A 14,298-nucleotide genomic window follows, 5' to 3' on the forward strand; every position below is an offset into this window, starting at 1 on the left:
CACGGGGGAAGGCCCCGCGCCGCCACCGGAAGGACCCCCATGCCCACACCCGCGCCGACCCCGACGCGCACCGCCACCGGCCACTTCTCCTTCGCCGACTGGGAGGAGCGCCCCGCCGGGACGGCCTCCGCCGCGCCCCGGCTCGCGCAGGCCACCGTCTCCAACACCTTCTCCGGCGGCATCGAGGCCGCCGGGACGGTCTGCGCCTACACGATCGCGTACCTGACGGAGACGACCGGCTCCTACTCCGGCACGGAACTGCTCGCGGGCACCCTCGACGGCCGCGCGGGCGGCTTCGCCCTGGCGGAGCGCGGCACCTTCCACGAGGACGGCACCACCCGCTGTTCCTTCGAGGTCGTCCCCGGCTCCGGCACGGGCGAACTGACCGGCCTGCGCGGCACCGGGAGCTTCCTGGCCCGGCACGGCGAACCGTCCGTCCCCTACACGTTCGAGTACGTCCTGGACTGAGCCGCCCGGACGGCGCGGACCCCGGCATGGTGCCCTACCGGGCAGTAGGGCACCATGGGCCGCCACACCCGCTCACCGCCGGAGGAACACCCATGGCAGCCGCCGCCCCCAAGCCGGAGACCCTCGCCGCTTTCGAGGCCGCCAAGGGGTTCATGCCCGTCCGCGAGGGCCTCGCCCTGTACGGGGCGGCCGCCGGGGCCGCGGCCCTCGGGCTGCCGCTGCTGGAGGTCGGCACGTACTGCGGGCGTTCCACGATCCTGCTGGCCGACGCGGCCCGCGAGGCGGGCGTGCCCGCGATCACGGTCGACCACCACCGCGGCAGCGAGGAGCAGCAGCCCGGCTGGGAGTACCACGACCCGACCGTCGTGGACCCGGAGATCGGGCTGATGGACACCCTGCCGACCTTCCGCCGCACCCTGCACCGGGCCGGTCTGGAGGAGCACGTCATCGCGATCGTCGGCCGGTCCCCGCAGGTCGCCGCCGCCTGGGGCGGCAAGCTCGGCTTCGTCTTCATCGACGGCGGCCACACCGACGAGCACGCCACCGGCGACTACGAGGGCTGGGCCCCGCACGTCGCCGAGGGCGGCACCCTCGTGATCCACGACGTGTTCCCGGACCCGGCCGACGGCGGCCAGGCCCCGTACCGGATCTACCTGCGCGCCCTGGCCTCGGGCGCCTTCGAGGAGGTCTCGGTGACGGACTCCCTCCGCGTCCTGCGGCGCACCGGCGCGGGCATCTAGTACCCCTCGGCCGGCGGGGCCGGCGGCCCGGCGGGGCTCCTCGGCCACGAGGCGTCCCGCCCCGGCGCTCACCCCGGGGCCATAAGAAGACAATCGCACCACGCCCCCGGATGGCCCATGGTCCGTACGGGGCCCGGGCGGGCGTTCTAGCATCGCGACGTGCGCTACGACGACACCCCGCTCCCCGAGTCCCGGTCCTCGATCAGCCCGGACCGGCCCTGGTTCGCGCGCCGGCCCGCCCTCACGGTGGCACTGGCGGCGCTCGCCCCCACCTGCCTGGCGGGCTGGGTACTGACCCAGGTCCTGACCGGCTCCGAGTCCGGCGGGCGGCCGCCCGAGGGCATGCCGCTGACCGCCTCGCATACGACGGCGGGGTCGGACGCCAAGTCCAGCACCTCCCCGACCCCGGCCCCGGGCACGGCCGCGAGCCCGGCCGCCCCGGCCGCCCCGGCCCCCGCCCCCGCGAAGGGCCCGCTGGCCGGCCGGACCGTGGTCATCGACCCCGGCCACAACACGGGCAACTTCCAGCACTCCGCCGAGATCAACAAGCTGGTGGACATCGGCACCAATCGCAAGGAGTGCGACACCACCGGCACCACCACCAACTCCGGTTACATGGAAGCGGAGTTCTCCCTCGACGTCTCCCGCCGGGCGCGCGCCCTGCTGGAGGCCAAGGGCGCCAAGGTGGTCTTCACCCACGAGGCCGACCGCCCCTGGGGCCCCTGCATCAACGAGCGGGCCCGGATCGGGAACGAGGCGGCGGCCGACGCCGTGGTCTCCGTACACGCCGACGGCGCCTCCTCCGGCAACCGGGGCTTCCACGTCATCCTCCCGGCCCGGGTCAAGGGCGGCGCGGCGGACACCTCGAAGATCGTCGGCCCCTCCCGGGACCTCGGTGAGCGCATCGCGAGCAACTTCGGCCGCACCACCGGCTCCTCCCCCGCCAACTACCTCGGCAGCGGAACCGGATTGGTGGTCCGCGACGACCTGGGCGGGCTCAACCTCTCGACCCGGCCGAAGGTGTTCCTCGAATGCGGCAACATGCGCGACGCCAAGGACGCGGCGCAGCTGATGGATCCGCAGTGGCGGCAGAAGGCCGCACAGGGCATCGCGGACGGCATCACCGGCTTCCTGGGCGGGTAGTCCACGGGTAGGCGTCCCGGGGCGGCTCGCCGCCCCGATCCTCTCGGCCGTGCGAAGCTCCGTACCATGGGGGCGCCCGCTCCGCCCCAGCCAAGACCGAGAAGGACACCCCCAGACGTGAACATCCGCTCCCTCACACGAGGTGACGGCGTGGTGATCGGAGCAGCGGTACTGCTGTTCATCGCCTCGTTCCTCGATTTCTACTCCGCCACCGGCCTGGACCTCCCGAGTGCGTGGGACACCGACGTCTACGGGCTGGCGCTCCCCACGGTCTTCCTGACGGGCTTCATCGCCGCCGGCCTGCTGATCGGATCCCGCTTCCAGCCCGAGGGCCGCAAGCTCGGGAGCCTGACCCTGACGGCGTGGGGCACCGTGCTGGCCGTGGCGGCGGCCTGGGCCGCCCTGTGGTCGCTGATCACCAGCCCGGCCAGGGTCGACCTGGGCGCGGGCAGCATCATCGCCTTCCTCGCCAACGCCGCCCTGGCGGGCATGGCCGTCGCCGGCGCGAAGATCCCCGCGCTGGCCGGCCCGCTGGTGCCGGAGCCGCGGCCCGCCGCCCCCCAGCCGTACGGCGGCCAGCCCGGCGGCGGGTACGGCTACCCCGGGCAGCAGCAGCCGCAGGGCTACGGCACCACGCCGCAGCCGGTCCCGCCGTACGGCGGCACCCCGGCCCCCGGCCCGCAGGGCCCGGCGCCGACCCCGGCCGCGGACTTCACGCCGTTCTGGTTCGCGGTGCCGGTGGCCCGGCCCCTCTACGGCGAGGACGGCTCGCCCGCCCCGATCGCGGAGCTGGCCCCCGGCACCTGGTACCTCGCGGTGGACCAGCGGGGCCCGTCGGCGCTGGTCGCGCAGACCCCGGACGGCCGCCGCGGCGTCCTGAACGACACCTCCGGCATCCAGCGCGGCTGACCCCGGCCCCGCGCCACGGCCCACGGCCCCCCGCCCCGACCCGGGCGGGGGGCCGCCGCGTTCCCGCCGCACTTCCCGGCGGGGCGCCCGTGCCCTACAGTCGCCAGACGTCAGCTGACGCACCGTCAGACAGGCTCGCGGAGGGGACCGTACATGCGCCTCGGACTCGCACTCGGCTACTGGGGCCGCGGGCCCAGCCCCGCCCACCTCGACCTCGCCACCGAGGCCGAACGCCTCGGCTACGACTCGGTGTGGACCGCCGAGGCCTGGGGCTCCGACGCCTTCACCCCGCTCACCTGGATCGCCGCCCACACCTCCCGCATCCGGCTGGGCACCGCCATCGCCCAGATGGCCGCCCGCACCCCCACCGCCACCGCCATGCACGCCCTCACCCTCGACCACCTCTCCGGCGGCCGGATGATGCTCGGCCTCGGCCTCTCCGGACCCCAGGTGGTGGAGGGCTGGTACGGGCGCCCGTTCCCCGCGAGCCCGCTCACCGCGACCCGGGAGTACGTGGACGTCGTACGGCAGGTGCTGCGCCGCGAGGCCCCCGTCACCCTCGACGGCCGCTTCCACAGCCACCCCTACCGCGGCGAGGACGGCACCGGCACCGGCAAGCCCCTCAAGCCCATCACCCACCCGCTGCGCGCCGACCTCCCGCTGCTGCTCGGCGCGGAGGGCCCGAAGAACATCGCCCAGACCACCCGCATCGCGGACGGCTGGCTCCCCCTGTACTGGTCCCCCACCCGCACCGACGTCTACCAGGCCTCGCTGGCCGGCCTCCCCGACGGGTTCATGATCGCCCCGATGGCCCGCGCCGCGGTCTGCGACGACGTCGCCGAGGGGCTGCTCCCGGTCAAGGCGATGCTCGGCTTCTACATCGGCGGGATGGGCCACGCGGCCCGCAACTTCCACGCCGACCTGATGGCGCGCATGGGCTACGAGGCCGAGGCCCGGCGGGTCCAGGAACTGTTCCTGGCCGGACGCAGGCAGGAGGCGGTGCTCGCCGTCCCGGACGCGTTCGCGGACGAGATCTCCCTCGTCGGCCCCCGCGAGCGGATCGCGGAGCGGCTGGAACTGTGGCGCAAGGGGCCCGTGACCGACCTGCTGGTCACGGCCCCGGACCCGCACACCCTGCGGGTGCTGGCGGAGCTGAACGGCTGAACACCGTCACGTTAGCGAAGCGTTTGCGCCAGGTCGGAGCATGGTGCACGACCACCGACGCACAGCTCCACCAAAGGGGAACAGTCATCAGCACCAACCGGATCAAGGCGGGCGTCCTCGCGGCCGCCACCGTCGCGGGCCTGGCCCTGGCCGCCGCACCGGCCGAGGCCGCCGACCACTGCAAGGCCGGTGGCGGCGGCATCTACATCTGCCAGTACGGGGTGACCAAGCACAAGCTGCCCGACGGCGGGAAGCAGCAGTTCCTGGTCGGCACGGACAACGCCGTGTGGACCCGGTGGACCGACTCCGACGGCGACTGGACCCACTGGTCCTCCATGGGCGGCACCGCCCGGAGCACCATCGTCGTCATCGACCGGTTCAGCGGCGGCGACCCCTGGCAGTTCAGCCTCTCCGTCGAGGGCAACGACGGCTGGCGGTTCGTGAAGACCCGCCACCACGACGGCAGCTGGACCGACTGGTACCCCATGCCCGACCCGGTCTAGTCCGTTCCGTCAGTCCGTCCGGTCAGTCCGCCCGGCCCGCCTGGTCCGCCTCCTGCGGCACGGCTTCGAGGAGCCCGCGCAGGTCCAGCGGCATCACGGCGATCTCCATCGTCCCCCCGCCCTCCAGGGCGCAGGCCACGATCCGCGAGCCCGGGTTGATGGAGATGCCCTCCCGTACGGAGGGCATCCGCACGGCGGTGGCCCGGGCGCCGGCCAGGGAAACGGCCGGACCCCGCCCGGGCTGCCAGCGGGCGGCGCCCGGGTCCGCGTACAGCCGGCCGGGACGCCAGCGGCCCGCGCCCGCCGGGGTCCGGGCCATGCCCGGGATCCCGGCGGGGCTGCCGGCCGCGGTCCGCTGACGGTGCTTGCGCCGCAGCAGCCAGCCCAGGCCGCCCGCCACGAGGGCGAAGAACAGGAACTCGATCACACCGGCCATTCAAACAGGCGGGGGGCCCGGGGCCTCAGCCGGTCAGCTGCGAGGTGCTCGGCACCTGGTCCTTGACCACGGCGCCCGCGTTCTTGCCGGCTTCCTTGACTCCGTTGATGACGTTGTTGAAGGCGTCGATGTCGGCATCGCCCGCCTCGCCCTTGCGGAGCTTGGTGCCCAGCCCCTTGAGGGACTCGATGCCCGCCGTCAGCGGACCCATCGCCTTCGACAGCAGCGGGTCGCCCTTGGCGTTCTCCGCGGCCGCCTTCAGCCGGTTGTACGCGAAGGCACCCGCCAGACCGGCCTTGATCAGCGCGAACGTACGCCCCTTCGCTCCCTTCTTGAACTTGCCCTCGCGGTACGGCTTGACGATCCACTGGTACGTCGCCCCGGCCGCGAGCCCGGCGTTGGCGACGAACCGGGTCTTGGCGAACTTCTGCTTCTCGGCCGGGGTGGTCGGCGAGGGCGTCGCGGCGGCCAGCTCGTCGGCCGCGGCCGCGTCCGGCTCCGCCACGGCCAGGACCGCCAGCTCCCGGGCGGAGGCCGAGGAGACCTCCTCCCGCTGCCCCCGGTCGCCGCCGCTGCCGCACGCGGTGGCACCGGCCAGCAGCGCGGTGGACAGCACCACCGCGGTGAGGGCTCGACGGATACGGACGGTTGCGGGTACGGCCACGGTTGCCTCCGGGGACTGAGGTGTCCCCCGCAGCCTCGCCCCGGACACCGCACGCCACCACCCGGGGGACCCGTTCGGGGGCCCCCGGGAGCATGCGGCGGCCCCGGGTTCGGGAGCGGCGGCTCAGCGGCAGCAGTCCGGCTCCAGGCCCGCCGGCAGGGCCTGCCCGCCGAAGACCGCCCCGGTGGGCTCGTCCCCGCCCAGCGCCGCCACCGCGAGCAGCAGCGAACCCGCCGTCCAGGTCGTCTGCTCCACCGGCCACACCGCCCGGTCCTGGAAGACGTAGCCCGTCCAGTACATGCCGTTCTCGGCGCGCAGGTGCCCGATCGAACGCAGGACCTCCAGCGCCCGGTCCGACTCCCCCATCGCCCACAGGGTCAGCGCCAGCTCGCAGGACTCCCCGCCCGTCACCCACGGGTTCGGCAGCACGCACCGCACCCCGAGGTCCGGGACGACGAACTCCTCCCAGCGGCCCTCGATGCGCGCCTTCGCCTCCGGGCCGGTCAGGGCCCCGCCCAGCACCGGGTAGTACCAGTCCATCGAGTAGCGGTCCTTGTCCAGGAACCGCTCCGGGTGCCGGCGTATCGCGTGCGCGAGCGCGCCCGTCGCCAACTCCCAGTCCGGCTGCGGGTCACCGCGGTGGTCCGCGATGGCCAGCGCGCAGCGCAGCGCCTGGTGGATGGAGGAGGAGCCGGTCAGCAGGGCGTCGGTGACGGCGGTGCCGTCCGCCTCCCGCTTCCAGCCGATCTCGCCGCCCGGCTGCTGGAGCGCGAGGACGAACTCGACGGCCGCGACGACCGCGGGCCACATCCGGTCGAGGAAGGTGTCGTCGCCGGTGGCCAGGTAGTGGTGCCACACGCCGACGGCTATGTAGGCGGTGAAGTTCGTCTCCAGGCCCGCGTCCTGCGGCGCGGCCGTGTCCACGCCGTCGGGCCGGTCCGCGTACGCCGCGTACCAGGAGCCGTCCGGGTTCTGGTGCCGGGCCAGCCAGGCGTAGGCCCGCTCGGCCGCCTCGTGCTCGCCCGCCGTGTCCAGGGCCATGGCGGCCTCGGTGTGGTCCCACGGGTCGAGGTGGTGGCCGCGGAACCACGGTATGGCCCCGTCCGCGCGCTGCACGGCCAGGATCCCCTCGACGGTCAGCGCCGCCTGCTCGGCGGTCAGCACGCCGTCCAGGACGAGGTGCTCGGGTACGGTGCGCCCCGGCGAGCTCACTGGGCGGAGCCGGCTGCGCCGACGGGCAGGTGGGGCTTGGTCGCGTACGCCACGAAGCTCTTGCCGATGAGCGGGTTGAGGGCCTGCTCGGCCAGCCGGGTCGCGAGGGGCTTCTTCATGATGTCCCAGACCAGGAGCTTGTGGTACGCCTTGACGGGCAGCGCCTTGTCGTTGTCCACGCCGAAGGCGCACTTGAGCCACCAGTACGGGGAGTGCAGGCCGTGCGCGTGGTGGGTGCCGTACGGCTTGAGGCCGGCCTGCTTCATCTTGCCGAGCAGCTCGTCCGCCTTGTAGATGCGGATGTGGCCGCCCTCGACCTCGTGGTAGGCGTCGGAGAGCGCCCAGCAGATCTTCTCCGGGCCGTAGCGCGGGACGGTGACCGCTATGCGGCCGCCGGGCTTGAGCACGCGCACCATCTCGGCGAGGACGCCCTTGTCGTCGGGGATGTGCTCCATCACCTCGGAGATGATGACGACGTCGAAGGACTCGTCCGGGAAGGGCAGCGCCAGGGCGTCGCCCTCCATGGCGGTGGCGGTGGCGCCGGCCGGGGCCTCACCGGCCTCCTTCATGGCGGCGAACCACTTGGCGACCTCGCGGATCTCCTCGCCGTTGCGGTCGACGGCGACGACCTGGGCGCCGCGCCGGTAGCACTCGAAGGCGTGCCGGCCTGCGCCGCAGCCCAGATCGAGCACACGGTCGCCTGCGGCGAGCGGGAACCGGGAGAAATCGACGGTCAGCACGGGGTCCTGCCTTCGCGGTCACGGGGGTGAAGGGTGGTGCGGGTGGAACGGGTGGTGGTGCGTGCGGTGCTGTGCTCGGTGGTGGCGGCGCTCACCGGGTCCGGGCGGCGGCGGCCTGCGCGATGGCGGCTCTGTAGTGCGCGGCGGTGCCCTCGGCGGCCTTGGCCCAGGTGAACCGGGCCAGGACCCGCTCCCGCCCGGCGGCACCCAGACGGGCCCGCAGACCGGCGTCCCCCAGCAGCCTGCCCAGCGCACCGGCCAGCGCCCCCGCGTCGCCGGGCGGCACGGCCAGGCAGGTCTCCCCGTCGGGGCCGGACACCTCGGGGATGGCCCCGCCGGTGGTGGCGACCAGCGGGGTGCCGGTGGCCATGGCCTCGGCCGCCGGGAGCGAGAAGCCCTCGTAGAGGGAGGGCACGCAGGAGACCTGGGCGCTGCGCACGAGGTCCACGAGCTCGGCGTCGGTGATGCCCTTGACGAACCGCACCGCGTCCTGGAGCCCGTACGTCTCGATCGCGCGGGCGACCGGCCCGCTCTCGGCGCGCTTGCCGACGACGACGAGGTGGGCGTCGGGCTGCTCGGTACGGAGCTTGGCGAGGGCCTCGACGAGGTGGACGAGCCCCTTGAGCGGGACGTCGGCGCTGGAGGTCGTCACGATCCGCCCGGGGACCTCCGCGACGGACGGGTCCGGCGACCAGAGGTCGGTGTCCGCGCCGATGTGCACGACGTGGATGCGGTCGTCGCGCACGCCGAGGTGCTCGGCGATCTCCTGCTGGGAGGAGCCGGAGACCGTCAGCACGGAGGGCAGCCGGCGGGCGACCCGGCCCTGCATGCGCGTGAACGCGTACCAACGCCGCACGGAGGCGCGCTTCTTGCGGTCCTTCGCGGCGGCGAGGTCGAGCTTGCGGTCGACGGTGATGGGGTGGTGGATGGTGGTCACCAGGGGCGCGCCGAGGTCGCCCAACAGCCCGTAGCCGAGGGTCTGGTTGTCGTGGATGACGTCGAAATCACCCGCGCGGGACAGGAGATGGCGCCGGGCGCGCAGCGAGAACGTCAGCGGCTCGGGAAAGCCGCCGGTCCACATCGTCGCGACTTCCAGGGCGTCGATCCAGTCCCGGTACTCGTCGCGCTTCGGGGTGCGGAACGGGTCGGGGCTGCGGTAGAGGTCCAGGCTCGGCAGCTCGGTGAGCGTGGCGCCGGTGTCGAGCACCGGATAGGGCTGCGCGCCGATGACCTCGACGGAGTGCCCGAGCTTCACCAGCTCCCGCGAGAGGTGGCGGACGTAGACGCCCTGGCCGCCACAGAACGGGTTCCCCTTATAGGTGAGGAGTGCGATGCGCAACGGCCGGTCGCCGTCGGCGGCGGAACCCGTGAAAGGGCTCGCCACCATGGCCTCTGCGGTCACTCTCGGCCCCCTTCTCACTGCACTTTCGCCGGAGCGTAACCGCTCGGATAATGTAGAACAAGTTTCAGAGTTGATCCTCTGAAGACCATTGAATCTACCGGCCGGAAACCACACCGTAAGAGGCGGAGCGGGTGATTCGCGCCACGGCTCGGACGCCTGACATGCTGACCCCCGGACCATCCCGGAATCAGCCGCCGCAACGACACGGAACGCCAGGAACGGGACACATGACAGCGGAAGCGAAGACCGTGACGCCTCCCCTGACGGAACGCCAGGAGGCGCGCCGCCGTCGGATCCTGCACGCGAGCGCACAGCTGGCCAGCCGGGGCGGCTTCGACGCCGTGCAGATGCGGGAGGTCGCCGAGTCGTCGAACGTCGCGCTGGGCACCCTGTACCGCTACTTCCCGTCCAAGGTGCACCTGCTGGTCGCCACCATGCAGGACCAGCTCCAGCACATGCACACGACCCTGCGCAAGCGCCCCCCGGCGGGCGACGAGCCGGCGGCCCGCGTCGCGGAAACCCTGATGCGCGCCTTCCGCGCCCTCCAGCGCGAGCCGCACCTCGCGGACGCCATGGTGCGCGCCCTGACCTTCGCGGACCGGAGCGTGTCCCCCGAGGTGGACACGGTCTCGCGGCTGACGACCGCGATCATCCTGGACGCCATGGGCCTCGACGCCCCGCCGACGGCGGAACAGCTCTCGGCGGTCCGGGTCATCGAGCACACCTGGCACTCGGCCCTGATCACCTGGCTCTCGGGACGGGCGTCCATCGCCCAGGTCAAGATCGACATCGAGACGGTGTGCCGCCTGATCGACCTGACGGGGGCGGGGGCGGGGACGGGGTCCCGAAAGGCCTGATCTCGGCGGGGCGGGGTGGGGGCGGTATCCCCTCGGGCAGCGTCAGAGAAGGTTTGGGGGTTTCCCGGCAGTCCATCGTCCTTCCGTGTCGGGCCGGTCCCTCAAGGGCGCTCCCTTCGGTCGCGTCGCTTCGCGATCGCCTTCGGCGACCCTTGACCGACCGACCCGCCCCGGAAAGCCGAAAGACTGCCGGGAAGCCCCCAAAAGAACGGTCACGGGGAGAAGGAACAGGGACGGGCCCGTCAGTGACGAGACGACGGGCCGGGGGCCGGCACCCGCACAAAAAGCCGACCAAATACCCCCTGCGGAGCACCCAGACGCAGCAGATCGCTACGCGCTCCTCCCGTCTCAGCGTCCGACGACCGCCCTGGGCTGATACCTGCACCAAAAGTCGATCAGAGCAGGCCAGGGATCCGACAGGCGCGACAGATCGCTACGCGCTCCCCATTCCTCAGCGCCTGACCGACGTCCTGGGTGCTCAGGAGGTCATCGCGGCCTCACCGAGGCGGACGGCACGGAGGGAGCGCTCGACGGTTTCGAGCTTCTCACCGACCGGTCCGGCGTAGTCGATGACGGCGCGCGCGGCCTCCTCGCCGAGGGTGCGGGTGATCACCCAGGTGGCGAGGTACTGGGAGGCCAGGCAGCCACCGGCGGTGGCGATGTTCCCTTCGGAGCGGAAGGGGGCGTCCAGGACGGTGACGCCCTCCGCCTCGACGAACGGGCGGCTCGTCATGTCGGTACAAGCGGGCATGTCCCCCAGCAGGCCGAGCTTCGCGAGGACCAGCGCGCCGGAGCACTGCGAACCGATCAGCTGTCGGGAAGGGTCGAGCGGCAGCATGGAGAGCAGCCGGTCGTCCGCGACCACGTCGCGCGTCTTCACTCCGCTGCCGATCAGTACGACGTCGGCCTCGGTCACGAAGTCCATCGACCGCTGGCCGGTCACCTCGACGCCGTTCATCGAGGTCACCACGGGGGTGGGCGTCGTGATGTAGGCCTTGAGGCCGGACTTGCTGATCAGTGCGGAGGCGATGAAGCTGTCGAGTTCGTTGAACCCGTCGAAGGTGACGACGGCTACCTGCATCACAACTCCCTTGATAGACAGGCCCGCAGTCTCTCAGGTGAGAAAATGGAAGTAGCCTCTCCGGATGATCGCCGAAGCCGATGTATGGAACCGTTTCGTCAGCCTCCTGCCCGACAGCGAGGGGCACGAGGTCCAGGTGTGCTGGGACATCGGTGAGCAGGAGGCCGGACTCGACCTCCTGGTCAGCGGCCTGCTGGAACACCGGGTGGCCATCAACGAGACCGTCCGGGCGGAGATCTCCGTCATAGCGGAGAGCTGGGGTGTGCGGCGGGACGTAGCCTCCCGCCTCCTCGCCTGCCCTGGCGATGGCAACCCCAGCGCGGTCGAGCTGGTCGAACGCCCCACCACGACCCCCCTGCCCGCCCTCCCGGAGCTGGCGGGCTTCCTGGTGGTCCCCTGGATCCGGCACGCGTCCGGCCGGCTCCTGACCCGCGCACACACCGAGGAGCCGTGGGGCGACCTCTCCCTCATTCCGGAGCACTACGCCGTCCTGGCCTCCGCCCAGGGCCCGACCCTCCACCTCTTCGAGTCCTTCTCCGCCCGCGAAGCCCTCGAAGCGCTGACACAGGCGTGAAACCAGCCCAGGACGTCGGTCAGTCGCCGAGGAAAGGGGAGCGCGTAGCGATCTGTCGCGCCTGTCGGATCCCTGGCCTGCTCTGATCGACTTTTGGTGCAGGTACCAGCCCCGGGCGGTCGTCGGACGCTGAGACGGGAGGAGCGCGTAGCGATCTGACGCGTGTGGGTGCTCCGCAGGGGTGTTGGTCAGCCTTTTGTGGGGGTACCGGCGCCCGGCCCGTCGTCTCGTCACTGACGGGCCCGTCCCTGTTCCTTCTGCCCCGTGACCGTTCTTTTGGGGGCTTCCCGGCAGTCTTTCGGCTTTCCGGGGCGGGTCGGTCTGTCAAGGGTGGAGCGAAGCGACATCGCGCAGCGACGCGACCGCAGGGAGCGCCCTTGACAGGCCGGCCCGACACGGAAGGACGATGGACTGCCGGGAAACCCCCAAACCTTCTCTGACGCTGCCCAAGGGGATACCGCCCACCCCCGACCCCGCCCCCACCCTCACTCCTCCGGCGGGAACACCGCCTCTCCCGTCCCCGACAGGGTGATGAAAATGGCCTCCACCGGGCAGCCCTCCGCAGCCGTGAGGGTCGGTTCGTTGGCGTCCGTCTCCGTGGAGCGGGGGTGGGACTGGCGGGCCGAGTCGAGGGTGAAGGCGTCGGGGGCGTGGGTGACGCACATGCCCGAGCCGATGCAGACCCCCCGGTCGACCTCGACCTGCCAGCGGTCTCCCCGGTCTCTCCGGTCCCCCCGGTCCCCCATCACGCACCCGCCGGGAGGTGGATCATCTTGTGCTCCAGGTACTCGCCCAGTCCCTCCGGGCCGAACTCCCGTCCCACGCCGCTGTTCTTGTAGCCGCCGAACGGTCCCAGCATGTCCAGGCTGAAGGTGTTCACGTTGAAGGTGCCGGTGCGCACGCTCCGCGCGAAGTCGATGCCGTGCTCCACGTCGGCCGTCCAGACGCTGCCGCTCAGGCCGAACTCCGAGTCGTTGGCCACCCGTACCGCCTCGGCCTCGTCCCCGTAGGGGATCAGGCACACGACCGGGCCGAAGATCTCCTCGCGGGCGATCCGCATCGAGTTGTCGACGTCCCCGAAGAGGGTGGGTTCCACGTACCAGCCCCGCTCCAGGCCCGCCGGGCGGCCGCCGCCCGCCAGGACCTTCGCGCCCTCCTCCTGGCCGAGCCGGATGTAGTCCAGCGAGCGCTGCTGCTGCCGCTTCGCGACGAGCGGGCCGAGCTGCGTCGCAGGGTCGAGGGGGTCGCCGACGACGAGGGCGCCGGCCGCCGCCGCGAGGGCCTCGGCCACCTCCTCGTACCGGCTGCGCGGGGCGAGGATCCGGGTCTGCGCCACGCACGCCTGGCCGTTGTTCATCCAGGCCGCCGGGACGATCCCGGCGACGGTGCTCGCCAGGTCCGCGTCCGGCAGGATCACGGCGGCGGACTTGCCGCCGAGTTCGAGGGTGACCCGGGTCAGGTTGCGGGCGGCGACCTCCATGACCCGCTTGCCGGCGGCGACGGAGCCGGTGAAGGCGACCTTGTCGACGCCGGGGTGCCCCACCAGGTACTCGCTGACCTCCCGGTCGGCGGGCAGGACGGACAGCACGCCCTCCGGCAGCCCGGCCTCGCGTGCGATGTCCGCCAGGATGAAGGAGTCCAGCGGGGCCTCGGGCGACGGCTTGAGGATGACCGAGGAGCCGGTGAGCAGCGCGGGCGCGAGCTTCGCCGCGGCCACGAACTGGGGGACGTTCCACGGGATGACGGCGGCGACGACCCCGACCGGCTCGCGGCGTACGAGGATCGGGCCTAGCGCGCCCTGGCGGCGCTCCTCGTAGGGGTATGCGGCGGCGACCTTGATGGCGGAGTCGTAGACCATCATCGCGCCGAGGGCCTGGGCGAGGACGCTCCAGGAGTACGGGGAGCCGTTCTGGGAGCTGATGGAGCGGGCGATCTCCTCGTGCCGGACGGCGATGGCGTCCTTGATGCGGGAGACGACGGCGATCCGTTCCTCCAGCGCGAGGCGGGGCCAGGGGCCCTCGTCGAAGGCCTTGCGGGCGACGGCCACGGCGCGGTCCACATCGGCTTCGCAGGCGTGCGGGACGCTGCCGATGACCTGTTCGGTGTGGGGGGAGACGATGCGGATGGTGCCGGTGCCCAGCGGATCGGTCCATTCCCCGCCGATGAACAGTTGGCCGTGTTCCACGAGCTCGGTCATGTCCGATGCCTCCAGGGCTGGCTGCCACGATCTCACCGATGTCCGCAGAACTGATACCAGTTCTAGTTCCAGGAGTCCACGGTCGGAGCAGGGCTCCGGATGATCCGATGAACGGTCAGGCCTTTTGGGAAACGGTCGACTTGGGCTACTACTGAAACGCGTTCTCGTCGAAGCCGACCAGCGGACCAGCGGACCAGCGGACCAGCGG

16 protein-coding genes are annotated in these 14,298 nt (G+C 72.4%); 8 read left to right on the forward strand and 8 right to left on the reverse strand.

Annotated elements, in window-relative coordinates; genetic code table 11:
- Nucleotides 1-39 precede the first annotated feature (39 nt).
- The 6 genes from ACIPW5_RS11650 (at nucleotide 40) to ACIPW5_RS11675 (ending at nucleotide 4,927) form a co-directional block, all read left to right on the forward strand.
- The gene (locus ACIPW5_RS11650; RefSeq protein ID WP_401243582.1) at nucleotides 40-468 is read left to right on the forward strand and encodes a DUF3224 domain-containing protein; all 429 of its coding nucleotides are present in this window, start codon (nucleotides 40-42) and stop codon (nucleotides 466-468) included.
- 92 nt (nucleotides 469-560) lie between these two features.
- Nucleotides 561-1,208, forward strand: coding sequence for a class I SAM-dependent methyltransferase (locus ACIPW5_RS11655; RefSeq protein WP_401243584.1), 648 nt, complete (start codon nucleotides 561-563; stop codon nucleotides 1,206-1,208).
- A 159-nt stretch (nucleotides 1,209-1,367) separates the two neighbouring features.
- Nucleotides 1,368-2,351 carry an N-acetylmuramoyl-L-alanine amidase gene (locus ACIPW5_RS11660; RefSeq protein WP_401243585.1) on the forward strand — a complete coding sequence of 328 codons (984 nt, stop codon included), beginning with the start codon at nucleotides 1,368-1,370 and terminating at the stop codon, nucleotides 2,349-2,351.
- A 117-nt stretch (nucleotides 2,352-2,468) separates the two neighbouring features.
- Nucleotides 2,469-3,260, forward strand: coding sequence for a hypothetical protein (locus tag ACIPW5_RS11665; protein WP_401243587.1), 792 nt, complete (start codon nucleotides 2,469-2,471; stop codon nucleotides 3,258-3,260).
- A 153-nt stretch (nucleotides 3,261-3,413) separates the two neighbouring features.
- A complete protein-coding gene (locus tag ACIPW5_RS11670) occupies nucleotides 3,414-4,424 on the forward strand; it encodes an LLM class F420-dependent oxidoreductase (protein WP_401243589.1) in 1,011 nt (336 codons plus the stop codon).
- Between the two features lie 23 nt (nucleotides 4,425-4,447).
- The gene (locus tag ACIPW5_RS11675; protein WP_401243590.1) at nucleotides 4,448-4,927 is read left to right on the forward strand and encodes a hypothetical protein; all 480 of its coding nucleotides are present in this window, start codon (nucleotides 4,448-4,450) and stop codon (nucleotides 4,925-4,927) included.
- Nucleotides 4,928-4,949: 22 nt separating this feature from the next.
- Here the strand turns inward: ACIPW5_RS11675 and ACIPW5_RS11680 are convergent, their stop codons facing one another.
- The 5 genes from ACIPW5_RS11680 to ACIPW5_RS11700 all read right to left on the reverse strand — a co-directional run bounded on the left by ACIPW5_RS11680 (nucleotide 4,950) and on the right by ACIPW5_RS11700 (nucleotide 9,381).
- The gene (locus tag ACIPW5_RS11680; RefSeq protein WP_401243592.1) at nucleotides 4,950-5,354 is read right to left on the reverse strand and encodes a hypothetical protein; all 405 of its coding nucleotides are present in this window, start codon (nucleotides 5,352-5,354) and stop codon (nucleotides 4,950-4,952) included.
- 34 nt (nucleotides 5,355-5,388) lie between these two features.
- A complete protein-coding gene (locus ACIPW5_RS11685) occupies nucleotides 5,389-6,027 on the reverse strand; it encodes a hypothetical protein (RefSeq protein WP_401243594.1) in 639 nt (212 codons plus the stop codon).
- A 123-nt stretch (nucleotides 6,028-6,150) separates the two neighbouring features.
- Nucleotides 6,151-7,239 (reverse strand): prenyltransferase, encoded by a 1,089-nt coding sequence (locus tag ACIPW5_RS11690; protein ID WP_401243596.1) that lies wholly within the window; start codon nucleotides 7,237-7,239, stop codon nucleotides 6,151-6,153.
- Nucleotides 7,236-7,979: a class I SAM-dependent methyltransferase gene (locus ACIPW5_RS11695; protein ID WP_401243598.1), complete on the reverse strand. Its 744-nt coding sequence runs from the start codon at nucleotides 7,977-7,979 to the stop codon at nucleotides 7,236-7,238. The genes ACIPW5_RS11690 and ACIPW5_RS11695 overlap by 4 nt, the downstream gene beginning before the upstream one ends.
- 91 nt (nucleotides 7,980-8,070) lie before the next feature.
- Nucleotides 8,071-9,381 carry a glycosyltransferase family 4 protein gene (locus ACIPW5_RS11700; protein ID WP_401243600.1) on the reverse strand — a complete coding sequence of 437 codons (1,311 nt, stop codon included), beginning with the start codon at nucleotides 9,379-9,381 and terminating at the stop codon, nucleotides 8,071-8,073.
- A gap of 227 nt (nucleotides 9,382-9,608) precedes the next feature.
- Between ACIPW5_RS11700 and ACIPW5_RS11705 the strand changes: the two genes are divergently transcribed.
- Nucleotides 9,609-10,238 carry a TetR family transcriptional regulator gene (locus tag ACIPW5_RS11705; RefSeq protein WP_401243602.1) on the forward strand — a complete coding sequence of 210 codons (630 nt, stop codon included), beginning with the start codon at nucleotides 9,609-9,611 and terminating at the stop codon, nucleotides 10,236-10,238.
- Between the two features lie 478 nt (nucleotides 10,239-10,716).
- Here the strand turns inward: ACIPW5_RS11705 and ACIPW5_RS11710 are convergent, their stop codons facing one another.
- The gene (locus ACIPW5_RS11710; RefSeq protein ID WP_401243604.1) at nucleotides 10,717-11,319 is read right to left on the reverse strand and encodes a DJ-1/PfpI family protein; all 603 of its coding nucleotides are present in this window, start codon (nucleotides 11,317-11,319) and stop codon (nucleotides 10,717-10,719) included.
- A 64-nt stretch (nucleotides 11,320-11,383) separates the two neighbouring features.
- Here ACIPW5_RS11710 and ACIPW5_RS11715 point away from each other — a divergent pair, with 64 nt between their 5' ends.
- Nucleotides 11,384-11,893 (forward strand): hypothetical protein, encoded by a 510-nt coding sequence (locus tag ACIPW5_RS11715; protein ID WP_401243605.1) that lies wholly within the window; start codon nucleotides 11,384-11,386, stop codon nucleotides 11,891-11,893.
- Nucleotides 11,894-12,378: 485 nt separating this feature from the next.
- Here the strand turns inward: ACIPW5_RS11715 and ACIPW5_RS11720 are convergent, their stop codons facing one another.
- The gene (locus ACIPW5_RS11720) at nucleotides 12,379-12,639 is read right to left on the reverse strand and encodes a ferredoxin (protein ID WP_401243607.1); all 261 of its coding nucleotides are present in this window, start codon (nucleotides 12,637-12,639) and stop codon (nucleotides 12,379-12,381) included.
- Nucleotides 12,639-14,090, reverse strand: a complete 1,452-nt coding sequence (locus ACIPW5_RS11725) for an aldehyde dehydrogenase (protein WP_401243609.1) — start codon at nucleotides 14,088-14,090, stop codon at nucleotides 12,639-12,641. Before ACIPW5_RS11725 ends, ACIPW5_RS11720 begins: the two co-directional genes overlap by 1 nt.
- Nucleotides 14,091-14,298: the final 208 nt, after the last annotated feature.

Origin of the sequence: Streptomyces sp. NPDC090077 (assembly GCF_044747545.1) — a bacterium.
Taxonomy (GTDB): Bacteria; Actinomycetota; Actinomycetes; order Streptomycetales; family Streptomycetaceae; genus Streptomyces.

Excerpts from the sequence above, each read along its gene's own strand:
- ACIPW5_RS11650 (WP_401243582.1), top strand. The coding sequence starts at position 40 with ATGCCCACACCCGCGCCGACCCCGACGCGCACCGCCACCGGCCACTTC.
- ACIPW5_RS11655 (WP_401243584.1), top strand. The coding sequence starts at position 561 with ATGGCAGCCGCCGCCCCCAAGCCGGAGACCCTCGCCGCTTTCGAGGCC.
- ACIPW5_RS11670 (WP_401243589.1), top strand. The coding sequence starts at position 3,414 with ATGCGCCTCGGACTCGCACTCGGCTACTGGGGCCGCGGGCCCAGCCCC.
- ACIPW5_RS11705 (WP_401243602.1), top strand. The coding sequence starts at position 9,609 with ATGACAGCGGAAGCGAAGACCGTGACGCCTCCCCTGACGGAACGCCAG.
- ACIPW5_RS11710 (WP_401243604.1), bottom strand. The coding sequence starts at position 11,319 with ATGCAGGTAGCCGTCGTCACCTTCGACGGGTTCAACGAACTCGACAGC.
- ACIPW5_RS11715 (WP_401243605.1), top strand. The coding sequence starts at position 11,384 with ATGATCGCCGAAGCCGATGTATGGAACCGTTTCGTCAGCCTCCTGCCC.
- ACIPW5_RS11720 (WP_401243607.1), bottom strand. The coding sequence starts at position 12,639 with ATGGGGGACCGGGGGGACCGGAGAGACCGGGGAGACCGCTGGCAGGTC.
- ACIPW5_RS11725 (WP_401243609.1), bottom strand. The coding sequence starts at position 14,090 with ATGACCGAGCTCGTGGAACACGGCCAACTGTTCATCGGCGGGGAATGG.